This window comes from Polynucleobacter sp. MWH-Svant-W18 (genome assembly GCF_018687495.1).
In the GTDB taxonomy this organism is placed as follows: domain Bacteria; phylum Pseudomonadota; class Gammaproteobacteria; order Burkholderiales; family Burkholderiaceae; genus Polynucleobacter.
On record NZ_CP061293.1, the window covers coordinates 203,060 to 221,677 of the forward strand.

Annotated in this window: 18 protein-coding genes; 12 read left to right on the top strand and 6 right to left on the bottom strand. The window is 47.0% G+C overall.

Annotation, left to right across the window (positions count from 1 at the left end; all coding sequences use genetic code 11):
• Window positions 1–30: 30 nt before the first annotated feature.
• Genes fabG through mtgA form a run of 5 tightly spaced genes read left to right on the top strand, consistent with a single transcriptional unit; the run spans window position 31 to window position 5,344 of the window.
• Entirely contained in the window at window positions 31–765 is a 735-nt protein-coding gene (fabG, locus tag C2757_RS01105; protein WP_215375041.1) for a 3-oxoacyl-ACP reductase FabG, read from the top strand.
• Between the two features lie 2 nt (window positions 766–767).
• On the top strand, window positions 768–2,771 hold the full coding sequence (locus tag C2757_RS01110) for a ribonuclease catalytic domain-containing protein (protein ID WP_215375043.1): 2,004 nt from the start codon (window positions 768–770) through the stop codon (window positions 2,769–2,771).
• A 16-nt stretch (window positions 2,772–2,787) separates the two neighbouring features.
• Window positions 2,788–3,642: an energy transducer TonB gene (locus tag C2757_RS01115; RefSeq protein WP_251366761.1), complete on the top strand. Its 855-nt coding sequence runs from the start codon at window positions 2,788–2,790 to the stop codon at window positions 3,640–3,642.
• A gap of 43 nt (window positions 3,643–3,685) precedes the next feature.
• A complete protein-coding gene (aroE, locus tag C2757_RS01120) occupies window positions 3,686–4,591 on the top strand; it encodes a shikimate dehydrogenase (RefSeq protein ID WP_215375048.1) in 906 nt (301 codons plus the stop codon).
• A gap of 6 nt (window positions 4,592–4,597) precedes the next feature.
• On the top strand, window positions 4,598–5,344 hold the full coding sequence (mtgA, locus tag C2757_RS01125; RefSeq protein ID WP_215375050.1) for a monofunctional biosynthetic peptidoglycan transglycosylase: 747 nt from the start codon (window positions 4,598–4,600) through the stop codon (window positions 5,342–5,344).
• Window positions 5,345–5,349: 5 nt separating this feature from the next.
• On the opposite strand, the gene pyrF is transcribed toward mtgA, so the two are convergent.
• On the bottom strand, window positions 5,350–6,195 hold the full coding sequence (pyrF, locus tag C2757_RS01130; protein WP_215375053.1) for an orotidine-5'-phosphate decarboxylase: 846 nt from the start codon (window positions 6,193–6,195) through the stop codon (window positions 5,350–5,352).
• 73 nt (window positions 6,196–6,268) lie between these two features.
• Here pyrF and corA point away from each other — a divergent pair, with 73 nt between their 5' ends.
• Window positions 6,269–7,234: a magnesium/cobalt transporter CorA gene (gene corA, locus C2757_RS01135; protein WP_215375055.1), complete on the top strand. Its 966-nt coding sequence runs from the start codon at window positions 6,269–6,271 to the stop codon at window positions 7,232–7,234.
• Window positions 7,235–7,245: 11 nt separating this feature from the next.
• Here corA and C2757_RS01140 read toward each other — a convergent pair whose 3' ends face one another.
• From C2757_RS01140 to thiL, 3 genes are read right to left on the bottom strand one after another with little or no spacing between them, the layout of a single operon-like run.
• On the bottom strand, window positions 7,246–7,731 hold the full coding sequence (locus C2757_RS01140) for a CinA family protein (protein ID WP_371817022.1): 486 nt from the start codon (window positions 7,729–7,731) through the stop codon (window positions 7,246–7,248).
• Between the two features lie 8 nt (window positions 7,732–7,739).
• Entirely contained in the window at window positions 7,740–8,300 is a 561-nt protein-coding gene (locus C2757_RS01145; protein ID WP_215375059.1) for a phosphatidylglycerophosphatase A, read from the bottom strand.
• Window positions 8,297–9,328: a thiamine-phosphate kinase gene (gene thiL / locus C2757_RS01150; protein WP_215375061.1), complete on the bottom strand. Its 1,032-nt coding sequence runs from the start codon at window positions 9,326–9,328 to the stop codon at window positions 8,297–8,299. The genes C2757_RS01145 and thiL overlap by 4 nt, the downstream gene beginning before the upstream one ends.
• 84 nt (window positions 9,329–9,412) lie before the next feature.
• Here thiL and C2757_RS01155 point away from each other — a divergent pair, with 84 nt between their 5' ends.
• Window positions 9,413–11,734, top strand: a complete 2,322-nt coding sequence (locus C2757_RS01155; RefSeq protein WP_215375063.1) for an NADP-dependent malic enzyme — start codon at window positions 9,413–9,415, stop codon at window positions 11,732–11,734.
• Window positions 11,735–11,862: 128 nt separating this feature from the next.
• Window positions 11,863–12,483 carry a barstar family protein gene (locus tag C2757_RS01160; RefSeq protein ID WP_215375065.1) on the top strand — a complete coding sequence of 207 codons (621 nt, stop codon included), beginning with the start codon at window positions 11,863–11,865 and terminating at the stop codon, window positions 12,481–12,483.
• Window positions 12,484–12,519: 36 nt separating this feature from the next.
• Here C2757_RS01160 and C2757_RS01165 read toward each other — a convergent pair whose 3' ends face one another.
• Window positions 12,520–13,281 carry a 16S rRNA (uracil(1498)-N(3))-methyltransferase gene (locus C2757_RS01165; RefSeq protein WP_215375067.1) on the bottom strand — a complete coding sequence of 254 codons (762 nt, stop codon included), beginning with the start codon at window positions 13,279–13,281 and terminating at the stop codon, window positions 12,520–12,522.
• 44 nt (window positions 13,282–13,325) lie between these two features.
• On the opposite strand from C2757_RS01165, the gene tkt reads away from it, so the two are divergent.
• Together tkt and gap are read left to right on the top strand one after the other, a co-directional pair.
• Complete coding sequence (tkt, locus tag C2757_RS01170; RefSeq protein WP_251366762.1) at window positions 13,326–15,320, top strand: transketolase; 1,995 nt, start codon at window positions 13,326–13,328, stop codon at window positions 15,318–15,320.
• A gap of 44 nt (window positions 15,321–15,364) precedes the next feature.
• Complete coding sequence (gap, locus tag C2757_RS01175) at window positions 15,365–16,393, top strand: type I glyceraldehyde-3-phosphate dehydrogenase (RefSeq protein ID WP_215375070.1); 1,029 nt, start codon at window positions 15,365–15,367, stop codon at window positions 16,391–16,393.
• 123 nt (window positions 16,394–16,516) lie between these two features.
• Here the strand turns inward: gap and fur are convergent, their stop codons facing one another.
• The gene (gene fur / locus C2757_RS01180; RefSeq protein ID WP_371817023.1) at window positions 16,517–16,972 is read right to left on the bottom strand and encodes a ferric iron uptake transcriptional regulator; all 456 of its coding nucleotides are present in this window, start codon (window positions 16,970–16,972) and stop codon (window positions 16,517–16,519) included.
• Between the two features lie 199 nt (window positions 16,973–17,171).
• On the opposite strand from fur, the gene C2757_RS01185 reads away from it, so the two are divergent.
• Together C2757_RS01185 and dapB are read left to right on the top strand one after the other, a co-directional pair.
• Window positions 17,172–17,753, top strand: coding sequence for an outer membrane protein assembly factor BamE (locus C2757_RS01185; RefSeq protein ID WP_251366763.1), 582 nt, complete (start codon window positions 17,172–17,174; stop codon window positions 17,751–17,753).
• Between the two features lie 28 nt (window positions 17,754–17,781).
• A complete protein-coding gene (dapB, locus tag C2757_RS01190; RefSeq protein ID WP_215376743.1) occupies window positions 17,782–18,582 on the top strand; it encodes a 4-hydroxy-tetrahydrodipicolinate reductase in 801 nt (266 codons plus the stop codon).
• Window positions 18,583–18,618 lie beyond the last annotated feature (36 nt).

The window sequence follows — 18,618 nt, forward strand, 5'->3', positions numbered from 1 at the left end:
AACAAAAAGCAATCAACACAGGGGCAAAAAATGGGCGATAGATTAAAAGACAAGGTAGCGATCATTACGGGTGCAGCCAAGGGAATTGGATTTGCTACAGCCCAACGTTTCGCTCAAGAGGGTGCCACAGTCATCATTGCGGACATGAACTTAGAGGCAGTGAAGAGTGCAGCTGCGCAAATTACAAATGCGCAAGCCTATGTCATGAACGTGACGGATCGCGCTAGTATTCAAGCGGTGGTTGATGAGGTAATGCAAAAACATGGCCGTATTGATATTTTGATTAATAACGCTGGCATTACGCAAGATGCGCGCTTGGTGAAGATGACTGAAGCCCAATTTGACACGGTGATTGACGTCAACTTGAAGGGTGTTTTCAATTGCACGCAGTTAATTGTTCCTCATATGCTCGAAGTGGGTTCGGGCGCTATTGTGAATGCCTCTAGCGTTGTCGGTCTATACGGTAACTTCGGTCAAACCAATTATTCCGCCACCAAATTCGGCGTTATTGGTTTTACAAAAACCTGGGCACGTGAGCTCGGCCCTAAAGGCATTCGGGTCAATGCAGTTTGCCCTGGGTTTATTGCGACAGAGATGGTGAAGGCTATGCCTGAAAATATTTTGAAAGACATCGAGAGACGCAGTTGGCTGGGACGTCTGGGTACTCCCGAAGAAATGGCAAGCGTCTATTTATTTTTAGCCAGCGATGAAGCGAGTTACGTCAACGGAGTTGCCTTAGAGGCCAGCGGCGGAATTTCCCTCTAAGTATGAATCTTTTGTACGAAGAAAGCGGCGATATGAAGATCGCCACTGTGCAGTCTGCCTCCGGAGCGGGTGATGCTGAATCGTGGCAGGCGACTAGCCTTTCGGGAAAAAAGATCAAACTCAAAGCAAAGGAAGTTTGGTTACGCTTTGAGAAGCCTGAAGCTCAGGCTGTGATGGATGAGGCAACTACTTTATCGAAAGATATTGATTTGCAATTGCTCTGGGATTGCGCGCCAGATGAAGAGTTTGGCTTGGTAGATGTTGCTGGCGAGTATTTTGGCGCTCAAGCAACAATTTCCCAGCAGACTGCATTGGCGATTGCTCTCCAAGGGGCTCCCGTATTTTTTCGTCGCAAAGGCCGGGGGAGATTTCAGAGGGCGCCACAAGAACAGTTGCAGGCTGGCTTAGCTGCATTGGATCGTAAGCAAAAAGAACTACAGCAACAATCTGCTTGGCAACAACAGTTAGTAATGGGTATCTTCCCCGAGACCCTCAAGTCTTCTGCTCAGCAATTATTGTTTTCTCCGGATAAAAATACTTCAGCATACAAAGCCTTACTAGCTGCATGCAATGAGACTGGGGAGTCTCCCGCTCAGTTGATGATTCGCTGCGGTGCGATTGATTCACCCTTGGCTTATCACCAAGGCATGTTTCTGAAGGCTCACTTTCCACAGGGAGCTGAACATAGCTCAAGTATTGGAGTAGATGCAGCCACATATGCCGCTGCAGTTGCAGAGCTACCACTTGCGCAGGTCAACGCATTTTCGATAGATGATGCCGGAACAACTGAGATTGATGATGCGCTCTCAGTAACAGAGTTAGCGGATGGTGGGCACCGAGTGGGTATCCATATTGCTGCCCCAGGCTTAGCCATTACCAAGGATGACTCCTTGGATCAGCTTGCGCGTAGCCGCATGTCTACGGTGTATTTCCCTGGCGATAAAATCACGATGTTGCCCAATTCTGTAATTGAGCAATTTTCTTTAGATGCGGGAGCTCCAAGACCTGCTTTATCGATCTATGTGGATATTGATAGTGAAGGTATCGCGAACAGAGACTCTCTACAAATGCGTGCTGAGATGGTGCCAATGGCAGCCAATTTGCGTTTAGAAGATATCGAGCATCTTGTGAGTGAAGAGAGTTTGCAAGACGAAAGCGCTTCGTATCCATATCGTACTGAGTTAGTGATTTTATGGAAGGCTGCGAAGCATCTACATGCCAGTCGTCAAGAAAAGCGAATTGCTAACGGCCTTCGCGCTGAGCAGTTGGGTCTCATTGACCCTAATGCCTTAGCAAGAGACTTTCATTTTCAAATCAAAAATATCAATGGGGTGGAGCATGTAGAAATTACCCCACGTCAGCGCGGCTCGATTCTGGATACGATTGTTGCCGAATGGATGATTTTTTGTAATAGCGCTTCTGGCCAATTATTAGCCGATCATGGCTTGCCAGGCTTATTTAGAACCCAAAAGGGTTGGGGCCCATTGCGCACTCGTATGCAAACGACCCCAGGCCCACATGAAGGCTTGGGCTTGGATTGCTACGCATGGTGCACATCTCCCCTGCGTCGATATTCTGACTTGGTAAACCAATGGCAACTCATTGCCCTAGCTAAGCATGGTGTGACTGCAAAGATGGTTGCTCCTTTTCCGCCGCGTGATGCTGCTTTGATGGGTATTGCGGCCGACTTTGAGTCCTGCTATCAAACTTATGGTGAGTATCAAGATCGGATGGAAAAGTATTGGTGCTTACGCTGGCTCATTCAAGATGGTGAATCGAAAAACGTATTTGTGCGGCACCTAAAAGAGGGCATGTCTAGACTGGAATTGGTCCCACTGCATCTACCCATTCCCGAACTGGCAAGTCATCCGCGTATGACCCGTGCTCAAGTTGCGCTCGCAGATGTGGACTTATTGCAGCTAAGCGCTGCCGCTCGGGTTCTGGAGATTGAGGCCAAGGTGGAATTGCCTGAAGTGAGCGCTGAAGAAGATGGTAGCCCAGATTAAATTGTCAGGATTTGAGATGCCTGAAACATTTCGCAAGGCGATTTTGTATTTTCAGAGCGCCTGGCGTCGTCATCCATTCCGGTTGGCACTTTGCGCATCTCTTTTAATTCATCTCATCTTTTTATCCATACGATGGGGTTTTGGGGAGATGGAGAGTCGCCGATTGAATACGCCCTTGAGCGTAGTGTTGGTCAATGCCAGCAATAAAGCAGCTCCGAAGGAAGCCAACAAATTAGCGCAGGCTGATCTACAAGGTGGCGGCAGAAGCGACTCCCAGGATGCTGTGGCATTACACCGAGCCAGATTGGGAGCGGAGGCTCGCCTTGAGGTTTTGGAGAAACAACAAAAGCAAATGTTGGCAAAGCTAGAAGATCAAAGAGCGCGTGCAGGTGGGCGCAAGAGTGGCGAGGAACAAAAAATTGCTCCGCAACTCAATTCGCTGGAGGCTGAGCTGGGTAAGCGTTTGCAAGTAGATGGCCGACACCCGCGACGCAAAGTGTTAACCGGTGCGAATGTAAAAGCTGTCTCATTTGCCCATTATTACGATGCGATGCGGCAAAAGATTGAGGCTTATGGCAGCGCATTTTTCCCTCGTGCCAATGGCCGTCCTTTGTATGGCAGTTTGGTAATTGTTGTGAGTGTTGATTCTCAGGGTCGGATCACTAGTAACGCTCAGGGCAAGGATGGTCTCTCAATCGGCCGCAGCTCTGGCAATCCTGAGTTAGACCGCCAAGCAATTGCAATCGTGCGAGCATCAGCTCCTTTTGGACCTTTTCCCTCGGAAATGCGCAATCAAATTGATGTACTCGATTGGGTCTCGACTTTTGAGTTCACTCGAGACGGTGCTGATCGCCTTGAGCTTAAGCGCTAAGATTTTTTAAACTCCTGAGAAATTCGCTTATTCTGTACACATCATGAGTTCACTCAATCCAGCCGATCTCCATACAGATCCCACCCTATTTTCCGGTGTGGATGTATACGCCGTTGCTGGTAATCCGATTGCTCATAGCAAATCGCCGGAGATTCATCAGCGCTTTGCAGAGCAGGCTCAGCAAAAAATGCACTATGGTCGTTTGCAGCCTGACATCAACGCATTTGCTCTAGTAGCAAAGACTTTTTTTGCTGCAGGCGGGAAGGGAATGAACGTCACCGTACCTTTTAAGCTGGATGCGCAGGTATTTGCTGATGCCTTAACTCCTCGCGCTCAGCTGGCTGGCGCAGTCAATACTTTATGGATTAAAGATGGCCAGGTCTGGGGCGATAACACTGATGGGGCTGGATTAGTGCGAGATCTGTTAGCTCAAGGAATCGCGCTGCATCAATCCCGAATCTTGCTCTTGGGCGCGGGTGGTGCAGCTCGAGGTGTACTTGGACCTTTGCTTGAGCAATCACCAAAGTGTTTAGTGATTGCTAACCGCTCTAGCGAAAAAGCAGACGAGTTGGTGAAGTTATTTGCAAACCTTGCAGCCATAAACGAGGTTGCACTAGAGTCACGAACTTTGTTAGAGCTCGAAGATGCTACAAAAACGCCTTATGCCTTTGATTTAGTCATTAATGCCACTGCTGCAGGCCTGACAGACGAATCTCCTTTGAGTACTGGAGCCGTAGCAAATGTGTTTGTGCCAAGCTCTTTTGCCTACGATATGGTGTATGGCAAAACTACGGCCTTTATGCGCCAAGCTCTGCAAAGGGGCGCGCGCGTAAGTGATGGTCTAGGGATGTTAGTAGAGCAAGCTGCCGATGCTTTCTTATTATGGCGTGGTGCTCACTTGGCTACCGTGATTGACCCACGCGCAGTATTGGCCAAACTTCGTAGCTAATCTTTTATGCGTTGGATAGCTTATCCAGTCAAATGCCTGATCTGCGGTATTTTGGCAATGCAGATTTATTTTGCGTTGCAGATTGCTTTATGGAGTGGCTTAAATCCTGCCAGTACAGCATTTCAGAGGGCTGAACGCTGGCGCTTATGTTCCTGGCATTGGTCTTGCGAAGTCCATTCCAAATGGGTCCCTTACAACAAAATTTCCAGCAATCTCAAGCGTGCTGTTTTGGTGAGTGAAGACGATATCTTTTTTCAACATAAAGGGGTACGTGTCGAAGATATGCAAAAAGCATGGGAAAAGAATCAGCAAAAATCCCAATTTAAGAATGCCCCAAAGACAGCTTTGCGGGGAGGTTCAACCATTACTCAGCAGTTAGCTAAGAATTTATTTTTGTCTTCAGAGCAAAATTATTTACGCAAAGGGCAGGAGCTGATCATTACTGGGCTCCTTGAGCTAATTTTGTCAAAACAACGTCTATTTGAGATTTATCTCAATTCGGTGGAGTGGGGTGAGGGAGTTTTTGGGATCGGGGCTGCTTCACAGCACTATTACGGGATACCACCGGCTGCCTTAGATTTGGATCAAGCAGCAGCACTTGCTTCTGCCTTGCCAGCCCCAAAGTGTTTTGATAAAGCGCAATATTGTCGCAAGGCCAATATTCACTTTCCAACTCGTCAAGAATTTATTCTCGAAAATATGGGTCGTGTCGCATTAGCGCCTATACCACTGGCACCTAAAAATACTAAGTAGTCAATTTATTTTGCGGCAGCTGCCCTAAGGGCATCGCGTGTGCTTTGTGCAGCCACTCTTGCTGCTTGAGCAAAGTCACTGCCTGAGCTTGCATACAAAATTGCTCTGGATGAATTAATGATCATGCCGGTGCCAGGCGCACCTGGAATGCGACCAGCTTTCACAGTGGCATCAATATCACCACCTTGAGCACCAATTCCAGGAATGAGCAGTGGCATTTCGCCAACGATCGCACGCACCTTCGCAATTTCTTCCGGGAAGGTGGCGCCAACCACTAAGCTGATTTGACCAGAGTGATTCCACTCTTGTGCAGCGAGCTTGGCTACCTGTAAATAGAGTGGTTCGTTATTTGGGGCAACATTGAGAAATTGCAAGTCTGACCCGCCAGGATTGGAGGTGCGACAAAGCACTATAACTCCCTTCCCGGGGTATTTGAGATACGGTTCAATCGTGTCAAAACCCATGTAAGGGTTGACGGTCACAGCATCTGCGCCATAGCGCTCAAAAGCTTCCAGGGCATAGTGGTCGGCGGTGCTACCGATATCACCACGTTTGGAATCCAAAATCACGGGAATGTGGGGGTATTTATCTTTTAGGTGGCCAATCAACTTTTCAAGCTGGGCCTCTGCTCTTTGGGAGGCGAAGTAAGCAAATTGTGGTTTGAATGCACAGACCATATCTGCAGTGGCATCAGCGATTTCACGGCAAAACTCAAAGATGCCCTCAGACTTCCCTTGGAGGGAGCTTGGTAGCCTTTTAGGATCTGGGTCAAAACCAATGCACAGCATGCTACCTTGGGAAGCCCATGCAGACTGGAGTTGCTGGTTAAAGGTATTTGAGTGAGCGTTCATTGGATTTGGCTTATTTTAGAGAAACTGTCATGGTCTATAGGATAAACTAGCGCACATTCCTTAGGAGTTCACCATGATCAACTTGTTCGTCCTGCAAAATGGCCGCCTCTCTCAAGAGCAAGTGGAAGATCGCAATGAATTGTTGCAATACACCAATCCTATCTGGATTGACGTAGTTGATCCAGAAGAAGAAGAGTTGATTTGGATTAAAGAGGCATTTGGGGTACTTTTACCTGAGTTGGATGACTTGGGCGATTTAGAGGCTTCAGCTCGATACTTCGAAGCCGATGATGGCCATCTCCATATCCGTACGGATTTCTTACTGGACGAGGAAGAAACTTCTCGTAACGTCCGCGTGGCGTTTGTTCTCACTAAACAGGTTTTGTTCTCCATTCATGATGAAGATCTACCGGTATTCCGTTTAGTCCGTTTGCGTGCACGTTTGCGCCCTGGATCGGTTAGCAATGCAAAAGATGTGTTGCTCGATTTGTATTCCACCGATGCTGAATACTCTGCAGATGCTCTAGAAGAGGTTTATGAAAACCTCGAGCAAGCGGGTAAACGTGTCTTATCTGACAACATTAATGATGCTGATGCTGCTGAAGTTTTGGAAACAATAGCCACCGAGGAAGATACCAACGGCCGTATCCGTCGCAATGTCATGGATACCCGTAGAGCCTTATCTTTCCTAATGCGTAGCAAGTTACTATCCGATGAGCAGCAAGAGGAAGCGCGCCAAATTTTGCGCGATATTGATTCCTTAGAAAACCACACTGCATTCTTATTCGATAAGATTAACTTTTTAATGGATGCGACTGTGGGTTTCATTAACTTGAACCAATCGAAGATTATTAAGATCTTCTCGGTGGTATCAGTCGCCCTCATGCCACCAACTTTATTGGCCAGCGTTTGGGGCATGAACTATAAGTACATGCCAGAGTTGGACTTGCCTTGGGGATATCCAATGGCAATTGGCGCCATGGTGATTTCAGCAATTATTCCTTTGGCCTACTTCCATAGCAAAGGTTGGATGAAGTAATAGCTCGTCTACTAAGCGCTGAGCAATCTGTGTAGCTCAGTCAAAGCATATTCAGCGGCTTGCTCCCGAATGGCTGATCTATCCCCAAGAAATAATTTGGTTTGGCATGCGATCAGATTTTCACCGTCTTGATCGCACATTGACCATCCAAAGCAAACCGTTCCAACGGGTTTTTCTGCTGTGCCCCCAGTTGGTCCAGCTATTCCAGTAATGGAGACTCCAACATGGGTTCCAGCCATACGCTGAGCACCTTGAGCCATGGCTTTGGCCACCGGTTCGCTCACTGCGCCATAAGATTGAATGAGTTCAGCGGGTACGCCGAGACATTTTGTTTTGGCTTCATTGCTGTAAGTGATATAGCCCCGCTCAAACCAAGCACTAGATCCTGATAACTCGGTCAATTTGGCACAAACCAGGCCACCTGTACAAGATTCAGCCAGTGCAAGCTTCCAATTTTTGGCAAGCAAGAGCTGGGCGATAGATTGAACTAGATTCATCAGATGCATTATTTAACTAGAGTTTGAAATAAGGCAATGAGTAATAGCGTGCAGAAAGCTGCAGCAAGGTCATCGACCATGATCCCAAAGCCGCGCCAAAGGATTTGCAGTGGAGTAGATGGCGCTAAGTTGCTGGCATCAAAGTTTTTAAAGTGCTGATCGATCATCCCAATTGGACCTGGCTTGACGGCATCGAAGAAGCGAAAGAGTGCAAATGCAGCTGCTTGCATCCAAAAATGAGTAGGTGTGATGAAAAGCAGCACAATCCAAAAGGCAATGATTTCATCCCAAACAATGCCACCAAAATCTTTCTTACCTAATTCTTCACTCACCTGGCCGCAGACCCAGCATCCTAGTAACACACCGCCAGCAATGATCCATACAAAATCTTCGGTAGATAGAAAATACTCACCAATCAAGAAGGCTGCCCACGCCCAGAGAGTGCCGACAGTGCCTGGTGCAATAGGGCTTAAGCCGCTACCAAAGCCAAAGGCGATAGTACGACTTGCGGTTTGCAGCACCCATCGAAGATTGGGTTTAATCTCTGTTGAGTGTTCAGAAAAAGTCATGATGCAAAGTGGTCAAATGATTTGAGGAATGACTGTGTTTCAGATTCACTCAGCAAATTTCCTTGAGTATTGCGTAAGGCTATCCGTTTGCTTGAATTTTCTTTTGCCACAATTTTGCCAATGCAAGTCAGCGGTAAATCGAGTGCCTTGCTGATTTCAGAAATCGCATTACTTTGAGTGCTCGACGCGGTGAAGCACAATTCATAGTCATCGCCACCACAAGTTGCAAATTGATTTTGAATGTCAATAGACTGTTTTTGGAGAGTGATCGATTTGGGAATTTGATTTAAGAAAATTTCTGCATTGACATCGGATTGTTTGAGAAGATGTTGCAGATCACCGAGCAGTCCATCAGATACATCTAGCGCTGAACTTGCAATGTCACGCAGTTTGATCCCAAGTTCCAATCTAGGGGTGGGTTCATGCATGCGGTGGGCAATATGCATGAAGTCTTCCTCAGAGAGCTTGATTTCATGACGCAGTGCAGCAAGAGCAAGTCTTGCATCTCCCACTGTTCCGGAAACCCAAATTTGATCGCCCACTTTTGCCCCTGATCTGCGTATGGCTTTCCCGGCAGGAGTGCTGCCAATCGCTGTGATGGAGATGGTGAGGGGCCCGGCAGTAGTGTCCCCACCAATGAGTGGGCAGGCGTACTGGCTGGCGATACTAAAAAGCCCCTTAGAAAACCCTTCTAGCCAGACCAGATCAGGCTTCGGTAAGGCAATCGCTAGCGTGAATCCAAGTGGTTTTGCACCCATTGCCGCTAGGTCTGAAAGGTTAACTGCCAGGGTTTTGTAGCCCAGAGACTGGGGATTGGCATCTGCAAAAAAATGCCTGCCTTCGACCAGCATATCGCTGGTAATTGCGAGGTCCTCCCCTGAGGGTGGCTTGAGCAGGGCGCAATCATCGCCAATACCTAAGGCAATGGCGTTGCTCGGACCGCCGTTCGAGTGCATAGCGTCCGCACCCGATTTAAAAAAGCGGGCAATCAGATCAAATTCACCAAGAGGGCCAGATTCAGAATGCATGTCCCATTTTATGGCTCTTGGGATCCTGACGCTCGAGAGGAATAGAATTAGACACTTCAATACGTCTTACCAAAGAGTTGACTGATGAGCAAAGAAAACAATAAAGAGCAACAAATTGCAGCCCTGAGAGAGGCCGCACTTCAATATCACGAGTTTCCGACTCCGGGCAAGATTGAGATAGCCCCAACCAAACAATTAACCAATCAACGTGATTTAGCGCTTGCTTATACGCCTGGCGTTGCGGCCCCTTGTGAAGAGATCGTAAAAGATCCAGCGAATGCTTTTAAGTACACGGCTCGCGGTAATTTGGTTGGTGTGATTACTAACGGTACTGCAGTTCTAGGTTTGGGAAATATTGGACCATTGGCAAGTAAGCCGGTCATGGAAGGCAAAGCTGTACTCTTTAAAAAGTTTGCAGGCATTGATGTTTTCGATATCGAAGTGAATGAAAACGACCCTGACAAGTTAGTTGAAATTATTGCTGCACTTGAGCCCACATTTGGCGGCATTAATTTAGAAGACATCAAAGCGCCAGACTGTTTTGTGGTTGAACGCAAGTTACAAGCACGCATGAAGATTCCCGTCTTTCATGATGATCAGCACGGCACTGCCATTGTGGTGGCAGCTGCAATCCTGAACGGACTCAAGGTTGTTGGCAAGGATGTTGGCAATGTAAAACTAGTGACCTCCGGTGCAGGTGCTGCGGCGCTAGCCTGTTTAGATCTATTGGTTGACTTAGGAATTCCTCGCAAAAATATTTGGGTAACCGATTTGGCGGGTGTTGCATACAAGGGTCGTAAAGAATTGATGGACCCAGAAAAAGAGCCATTCTGCCAAGAAACTGATTTGCGGACTTTGGATGAAGTCATTGCAGGTGCAGATATTTTCTTGGGACTTTCTGCTGGTGGCGTGCTCAAACAAGACATGGTTAAGAAGATGGCTGATAAGCCATTGATTTACGCATTGGCAAACCCCACCCCAGAAATCTTGCCTGAGGAAGTGAAAGAAGTTCGCCCTGATGCAGTAATGGCTACTGGCCGTACTGACTATCCTAATCAAGTCAATAACGTTTTGTGTTTTCCATTTATTTTCCGTGGCGCACTCGATGTAGGTGCTACCACCATTACTCGTGGCATGGAAGTTGCTGCAGTTAAGGCTGTAGCTGAACTGGCCCAAGCAGAACAAAGTGAAGTCGTAGCCTCCGTTTACGGCATTGAGAACTTGTCCTTTGGACCTGAATACCTCATTCCAAAACCATTTGATCCGCGTTTAATTACTGTGATTGCTCCTGCGGTTGCAAAGGCAGCGATGGATGATGGCGTTGCTTCTCGCCCAATCAAAGATTTTGATGCCTATCGCAACCAGTTACAACAGTTTGTATATCACTCTGGAACTTTGATGAAGCCGCTCTTCAGTATTGCGAAGCGCGTACCAGCGAATCAAAAACGCATTGTGTTTGCTGAGGGTGAGGATGAGCGTGTATTGCGTGCTGTGCAAATCATTATTGATGAAAACCTGGCTACTCCAATCTTGATTGGTCGTCCAGCGGTGATTGAGCATCGTATTGTCAAGTTTGGTTTACGCATGAAGATGGGTGAGGATTTTGAAATTGTTAACCCAGAAAATGACTCGCGCTTCCGCGATTTCTGGCAAACCTATTTAGGCCTAACTGAGCGTAAGGGTGTTACAGAGTCTTTTGCTAAGCTAGAAATGCGTCGCCGCAATAGCTTGATTGGCTCAATCATGATTAGCAAGGGTATGGCTGATGGCATGATTTGTGGAACGGTTGGCAATTCGGCAACTCATCTGAAATACATTGATGAAGTAGTGGGTCACGAGCCTGGCGCAAAAGTATATGGCGCTATGTCTGGCTTAATTCTTCCGGGTCGCCAAGTATTTTTGGTGGATACACACATTAATATTGACCCAAGCGCTGAGCAGTTGGCTGAACTCACACTGATGGCTGCGAGTGAAATGCGCAAATTGGGATTGGTACCAAAAGTAGCGCTACTCTCCCATTCCAATTTTGGTTCAAGTAATGCCCCTTCAGCAGTCAAAATGCGTGAAGTGTTGGCATTAATCAAATTAGCGGATCCAACATTAGAAGTTGATGGTGAGATGCATGGGGATAGCGCTCTGGATGCAAGTATTCGTGAAGGTGCTGTAACTTCATCTTCATTGAAGGGCGATGCCAATCTCTTGGTAATGCCGAATATTGATGCGGCGAATATTTCTTACAACTTGCTAAAGACAGCAGCAGGTAATGGAATCGCCATCGGACCATTGTTATTGGGTGTAGCTAAGCCAATTCATATTTTGACTCCGGCAGCTACCGTTCGCAGGATCGTTAATGTGACTACTTTGGCGGTGGTAGAGGCTGCAAGCAACGCGAGAGGCATCAACTAGGGTGGGAAAATATATGTAAGTTAGTAGTAACTTACATATATTTAATTTATATAAATCAATAACTTATATAAAAAGTGCTCTATATGGGCTTGATTTGATGGGCTGTTACGGGTAACCTATCACCCATCATGAATAATCGCTCAGAAATCAGCAATACAGCCAGCTTCGACGAACAGAGCCGCGCTGAAAGTTGGGATAGTAATGATCGACTTGAAACCGAATCATCCGCTGCCAACGTATATGCTCAAGGTGGTTTATCTCGCTTACAAAGCTACGCAGCAAATCAAGTCTCGGGAAAAAAAGTGACCGCTTCATGGCGTGCCGCTTTGGCCGTTCGCGACGCGGGACCTCCCGCAATGTTGCGTAGTGTCCGCACGAACATTGTTCAGTCGATTCGCGCGTTTCGTACACCTGACTTACAAGAGGCTGCTACGGAACTCGGTCAACATTTCATTTATGCCAATTGCGCTAATGCAATGACCAAAGGCGAAGTGCTGGAAGCAATTGCAATTGCTTATACATTTACCAAGCAGCAGGCTAAGAATTTCGATCCTTTGCTAGATGCTTTGACAACTCTTACCGACAAAGCTGGTCAACAGCCAGGATTTGTTGTGGTGTTGGAAGGTTTGCCTTGCACTCAAAAATTCGATAAAGAAGCGCGTGAAACATTATTAGATGTGTTCCGTGATGCTGTTGACTATTGGGCTGAACGCCGCACACCTTATCGCGTCTTCTACTCTTTCGCCTAAGCTTTAGTTCATTGGCTCTCAGCCCTAAAATCGCCTCTATTTGAGGCGATTTTGCATTTCTGGATTCCAGATGCTGTGTACGGTTGTGATCGCAACAACGCCAGCAGTTTCAGTTCTGAGTACACGCTCTCCTAGAGAAACGATTTGATAGCCAACAGCTTGCGCCTGAGCCTCTTCCTCTGGCGAGTGACCGCCCTCAGGGCCAATCATCAGCACAATATCTTGAGGATCTGTATCTATTAAAACGGAGTACATCGTCTTGGTAGCATCTGGACTGAGCAAGAGTTTGAGTTTGGCCTGAGGTGCTGACTGTAAATAGGCATCAAAAGTTTGAATGGGCTCTAACCTTGTTAAGACAGTTCGATCGCATTGCTCGCACGCTGCTTGAATAATCCCCATCCAATGAGTTTGGCGTTTTTGCGCACGCTCCAGATCACTAGTGCGGGTCAGTTTCAAGATCGAGCGCTCACACTGCACGGGTGCAATCACTTGGGCGCCCGTTTCAACGGCCTTTTCCACGATCCAATCCATCTTGTCTCCACCAGCAAGCCCTTGGGCCAAAGTAATGGCATAAGGAGTCTCACGATGGGTATCTAATCGGATATCGCTTAGCTGGGCTTGCCCGGTTTTCCCGCTCAAAGAAAGCAGTTCGGCCTGAGCTACCTGGCCCTTGCCATCAAATACCGGAAAGGATTCCCCAGTCTGGATACGACGTACTCGCAAATGGTGGGCCACCTCAGGGGTGAGGGGGGTGGGCTTTTGGGATTCCCATGGTCCGGGAAGATAAAATTGAGGCATTACTGAAATATAGCCAATTTATTTTCCTCGAGACCACTTTTACGATGTCAAACCTTCAAATACGCATGGCCAATGCGATTCGTGCTTTATCCATGGATGCAGTTCAGCAGGCAAATTCAGGTCATCCTGGTATGCCGATGGGTATGGCGGATATCGCTGTTGGGCTTTGGAATGAGCATTTAAAACATAACCCCACTGATCCCCATTGGATTGATCGCGATCGTTTTGTATTGTCGAACGGGCATGGATCCATGTTGTTGTATTCGCTCTTGCATTTATCTGGCTACGATTTGCCGATTGAAGAATTAAAAAATTTCCGCCAATTGCATAGCAAGACACCGGGACATCCTGAGTACGGAATTACTCCGGGTGTTGAAACTACTACCGGTCCACTCGGCCAAGGTATTTCGAATGCAGTAGGTATGGCTCTTGCTGAGAAATTACTCGCAGAAGAATTTAATCGCCCAGGTCATAACATCATTGATCACTACACCTATGTATTTTTGGGTGATGGTTGTTTGATGGAAGGCATCAGCCATGAAGTGTGTTCATTGGCTGGCACCTTAAAGTTAAATAAGTTAATTGCGCTTTGGGATGACAACGGTATCTCGATTGATGGCAAGGTCGTTTCTTGGTTTAACGAAGATACGCCAAAACGTTTTGAGGCTTATGGCTGGAACGTCATTCGTGCTGTAGATGGCCATGATGCAGAGGCTGTATCTGCCGCTATCGCTAAGGCCAAGAAAAGCGATAAACCGACTCTCATCTGCTGCAAAACCGCTATTGGTCAAGGTTCGCCAAACATGGCTGGTAGCGATAAAGTACATGGATCACCTCTCGGTGCCGCTGAAATTGCTGCCACTCGGGTAGCACTTAATTGGCCATATGCCCCTTTTGAAGTTCCTAAAGATATTTATGCGGCATGGGATTTTAAAAAGCGTGGTCAAGCTGCTGAGCATGAGTGGAATAAAGAATTTCAGAAATATAAAAATAAGTTCCCAGAGCTTGCCTCGGAATTGCAGCGTCGCATGCAAGGCGATCTATCAAAAGACTTTTCTGCAACTTTGCGTGCGTATTTAAAAACTTGTCAATCAAAAGCAGAAACGATTGCTACTCGTAAGGCAAGTCAGAATGCCATCGAAGCATTGGCTCCAGCCTTACCAGAATTTATGGGCGGCTCTGCCGACTTAACAGGTTCTAACTTAACCAATTGGTCAGCATGTAAACCTGTACGTGGTGATCAATGGGGTAATCATATTAATTACGGTGTACGTGAATTTGGTATGAGTGCCATCATGAATGGCATTGCCTTGCATGGTGGCTATATTCCGTTTGGGGGCACCTTCTTAACCTTCTCTGATTACAGTCGTAACGCGCTGCGTATGGCTGCTTTGATGAAGTTGCGTAGTATCTTTGTCTTTACCCATGACTCTATTGGTCTAGGAGAGGATGGCCCTACCCATCAATCAGTAGAGCATGTTGCCAGCTTGCGCCTCATTCCGAATCTGATGGTTTGGCGTCCTTGTGACACCACCGAGAGTGCTGTAGCCTGGGGCTCAGCCATTGAGCGTAAGAATGGTCCTAGCGCTTTAATCTTTAGTCGCCAAAACTGCCCATTTGTTTCTCGTGATAGTCAGCAGATTAAAGATATTGCTCGGGGCGGCTATGTCTTGCGTGATCCCCAGTCCGGAAAGATTGATGCGGTTCTCATCGCCACGGGATCTGAAATTGCGCTCGCCCTACAAACTGCGCAGCAGTTAGAAGGCGAAGGTTTGGGTATTCGTGTGGTTTCAATACCTTCTACTACGGTTTTTGATCAGCAAGACGCTGCATACAAAGCCACTGTGTTACCAGGCAATATTCCTCGCATTGCTGTTGAAGCGGGAGTGAGTGATTTCTGGTGGAAATATGGCTGTGCTGCTGTACATGGTGTTGACACCTTTGGCGAGTCTGCACCTGCAGGGCAGTTGTATGAATATTTTGGTTTAACAGCGGATCAAATTGCAAAGACTGTTAAACAATGCATCGCTCAGAAGTAATGCGAGTCATGCGAAATCCATTCAATATTAGTAAGGGGAAATAAATGACAATACGTGTCGCAATTAATGGTTATGGACGCATCGGTCGCATGGTGTTGCGTGCCTTATATGAAGACCAGGTCAATGGTAAGCCACGTCGTGATATCAAGATCGTTGCGATCAACGCCATGGGTGACATCGCTATCAATGCGCACCTTACACAGTATGACTCAGCGCACGGTCGTTTTCCTGCAGAAGTCAGTGTCGACGGCGATTACATGGTGGTCAATGGCGATCGCATCAAGATGTTCTGTACTCGTAATCCCGCTGAAACTCCGTGGGGTGAGTTGGGTGTAGATTTAGTTTTGGAGTGCACGGGCAAGTTCACTTCAAAAGAAAAGGCGATGATTCATATTCAGCAGGGCGCCAAAAAAGTATTGATTTCTGCTCCTGGTGAAAAAGATGTGGATGCAACCATTGTGTACGGTGTTAATCAAAATGTATTAAAGCCAAGTGATGTCGTTGTTTCTAACGCGAGTTGCACCACGAATTGTTTGGCACCATTGGTAAAGCCGTTGTTGGAAAACATTGGGATTGAGTCAGGCTTGATGACTACTATTCATGCATTCACGAACGACCAAGTATTGACAGATGTGTATCACAAGGATATGCGTCGTGCCCGCTCTGCTGTCAGCAGCATGATTCCCACTAAGACTGGTGCTGCAAAAGCAGTAGGCCTAGTATTGCCAGCTTTAGCAGGACGCTTTGATGGTTTTGCGATGCGCGTGCCGGTAATTAATGTTTCTGTCGTGGATTTAACCTTTGCGGCCAGTCGTACCACTAGCGTTGATGAGGTTAATGCAATCTTGAAGACGGCTAGTGAGGGCGAACTCAAAGGTATCCTGGGCTTCAATACATTGCCTTTGGTATCGATTGACTTTAACCATGATCCCCGCCCAAGTATTTATGATGCCTCCCAGACTCGCGTGTCTGCTGATGGTAAGTTGGTCAAAGTATTGGCCTGGTACGACAATGAGTGGGGATATTCAGTGCAAATGCTCAATGCAGCAGAGGCATTGATGGCTGTTAAGTAATTAAAAGTGCTTATCTGTAGCTAAAATTCGGTAAAAATCACCTTTTTAGCGAAAATCATTCAAAAAGACCTCGAATTGAGGTCTTTTTGAATTCTGCAGCAGCGAAATTGGCCAGAAAAGTGCTTATTTTTGCTTATTTCGGCAGTTTTTCTTCTGGCAATGGCCGTACATGGCTAATGAGTGCTCTTGAAGCTTAAACCCCAGGTTTTTGGCAATATCCCGCTGCCTTTTTTCGATTGCCTCGTCTACGAATTCCTCAACATGGCCGCAATCTAAGCAAACGAGATGATCATGGTGGTTACCTTCGTTTAACTCATAGATCGCGCGGCTATCCCCTTTGCTGGATTCAAAATGGCTGCGTAGCAGGAGCCCAGCTTGTTCAAACTGGGTGAGAACACGATAGACCGTCGCCAGGCCGATTTCTTGATCTTCTTTGGCGAGGGCCATAAAGACATCTTCAGCACTAAAGTGGGTGCCCCCATTTTGATGAAAAAAATCCAGAATTTTCATGCGTGGCCCAGTGGCTTTGAGGCCAATATCACGCAAATTTGCTGGTGTGGGGTTTTGGGTCATATTCATGGCTTTGGGAGCTAAAATCAATGTCTTAATGATACGGCCAGCTATGCAAAATTGCTTTGAACTTTTTAGTCGTTTTTTGAACCCCGCATTTAAGGGGTCTTATGGATCTGCCCGTCTGGGGTTTGCAGTGCTCGCCTTAGTTGGATTATTGGGTATAGGGGGCTGCACCTCCGCGGTTGATGAAACCCAGCGAGCTTGGATGAATAAAATTTTCCAACCTTACGTTCCTGACACCGTACAAGGAAATTTTATTTCGAGTGAGCAGTATGCAAAGCTGCAATTGGGTATGAGTCGAGAGCAGGTTCGGCAGATTTTAGGAACCCCTTTATTAGCAAGCTATTTTCACGCGAATCGCTGGGATTACATATTTGAATTCAAGCGCGATGGGCGACCTATCGGCAAAGAACGCCGTGTAACTGTCTTCTTCGATGGCGATAAGGTAGTGAAGTTTCAGGGGGATGCTTTGCCTACCGATATTGAGATGGTGGCTGAGATTGATAACTATGCAAAGAACAAACGTTCATTTTGGGATGTCATTACAGGGTCAAATAAAGCACCCGTAACACCACCCCTGCAATCGCCTGAATTGTTGGTGCCAAGCCCTACCGATAACTTACCTAAGGGCGCAGCGGTACCACCTATACCTGCAGAAGCTAAAAGTTCTTTCTGGGAATTCTTTGGCTCATCTAACAAGCCGGCAGATGGACAAGCAGTGCCAGCATCCGAGACATTGGGTCCTGGCGCTATGAATATTCCGCAGCCAACAGAAGTAAAGCAATGACACGTTTAATTAGAAGCGAATACATATGATGAAGATTGCTATTGCAGGAGCCACTGGTCGAATGGGCAAGATGTTGATTGAGGCTATCCTCAATAGCTCTGATGCTCAACTGGTTGGCGCACTTGAGCATGCTGCTTGCCCACAGTTAGGGGAGGATGCCGGTGCATTCTTGGGCAAAAAAACAGGTGTGATAATTTCTGCTGATGTTGCGAAGACTTTAGCCAATGCGGAGTTTTTGATTGACTTCACAAGGCCTGAGGGCACGATGGCGCACCTCGCAGCTGCCCAAGTCACGGGTACTAAAATGATTATTGGGACAACGGGTCTAAGCACTGAACAGATCGCCAATTTAAAAAAGGCCTCCGCCCAATTAGCGATTGTTTTTGCTCCGAATATGAGTGTGGGCGTGAATGCGACATTCAAGCTGCTCGAGATTGCCGCCAAGATGCTCAATCAGGGCTATGACATTGAAATTATCGAAGCCCATCATCGCCATAAGGTAGATGCACCTTCAGGTACTGCGCTCAAGATGGGCGAAGTCATTGCAGATGCATTGGGTGAAAAGTTAGATGATGTCGCTGTATATGCACGTGAGGGGCACACAGGAGAGCGTAAGGAAGGCTCAATTGGGTTTGCAACCATTCGTGGTGGCGATATTGTTGGCGATCATACCGTGCTGTTTGCTGGTGATGGCGAGCGGATTGAGATTAGTCACAAGTCATCTAGTCGCCAGTCTTATGCTCAAGGATCTTTGCGCGCCGCGCGCTTTTTGCAATCCCAATCTTCTGGTTTGTATGACATGCAAGATGTATTGGGTTTGCGCAAATAAGACCCCGCTACCATTACTAAAATAAGAAGAAAAGAG

Coding starts and splice junctions, on each gene's coding strand:
- dapB (WP_215376743.1), top strand. CDS start 17,782: ATGAAGATTGCTATTGCAGGAGCCACTGGTCGAATGGGCAAGATGTTG.
- C2757_RS01145 (WP_215375059.1), bottom strand. CDS start 8,300: ATGACTTTTTCTGAACACTCAACAGAGATTAAACCCAATCTTCGATGG.
- C2757_RS01155 (WP_215375063.1), top strand. CDS start 9,413: ATGAGCAAAGAAAACAATAAAGAGCAACAAATTGCAGCCCTGAGAGAG.
- fur (WP_371817023.1), bottom strand. CDS start 16,972: ATGAATATGACCCAAAACCCCACACCAGCAAATTTGCGTGATATTGGC.
- C2757_RS01165 (WP_215375067.1), bottom strand. CDS start 13,281: ATGCCTCAATTTTATCTTCCCGGACCATGGGAATCCCAAAAGCCCACC.
- aroE (WP_215375048.1), top strand. CDS start 3,686: ATGAGTTCACTCAATCCAGCCGATCTCCATACAGATCCCACCCTATTT.
- corA (WP_215375055.1), top strand. CDS start 6,269: ATGATCAACTTGTTCGTCCTGCAAAATGGCCGCCTCTCTCAAGAGCAA.
- C2757_RS01110 (WP_215375043.1), top strand. CDS start 768: ATGAATCTTTTGTACGAAGAAAGCGGCGATATGAAGATCGCCACTGTG.
- thiL (WP_215375061.1), bottom strand. CDS start 9,328: ATGCATTCTGAATCTGGCCCTCTTGGTGAATTTGATCTGATTGCCCGC.
- C2757_RS01160 (WP_215375065.1), top strand. CDS start 11,863: ATGAATAATCGCTCAGAAATCAGCAATACAGCCAGCTTCGACGAACAG.
- gap (WP_215375070.1), top strand. CDS start 15,365: ATGACAATACGTGTCGCAATTAATGGTTATGGACGCATCGGTCGCATG.
- fabG (WP_215375041.1), top strand. CDS start 31: ATGGGCGATAGATTAAAAGACAAGGTAGCGATCATTACGGGTGCAGCC.
- tkt (WP_251366762.1), top strand. CDS start 13,326: ATGTCAAACCTTCAAATACGCATGGCCAATGCGATTCGTGCTTTATCC.
- C2757_RS01140 (WP_371817022.1), bottom strand. CDS start 7,731: ATGAATCTAGTTCAATCTATCGCCCAGCTCTTGCTTGCCAAAAATTGG.
- C2757_RS01115 (WP_251366761.1), top strand. CDS start 2,788: ATGCCTGAAACATTTCGCAAGGCGATTTTGTATTTTCAGAGCGCCTGG.
- C2757_RS01185 (WP_251366763.1), top strand. CDS start 17,172: ATGAATAAAATTTTCCAACCTTACGTTCCTGACACCGTACAAGGAAAT.
- mtgA (WP_215375050.1), top strand. CDS start 4,598: ATGCGTTGGATAGCTTATCCAGTCAAATGCCTGATCTGCGGTATTTTG.
- pyrF (WP_215375053.1), bottom strand. CDS start 6,195: ATGAACGCTCACTCAAATACCTTTAACCAGCAACTCCAGTCTGCATGG.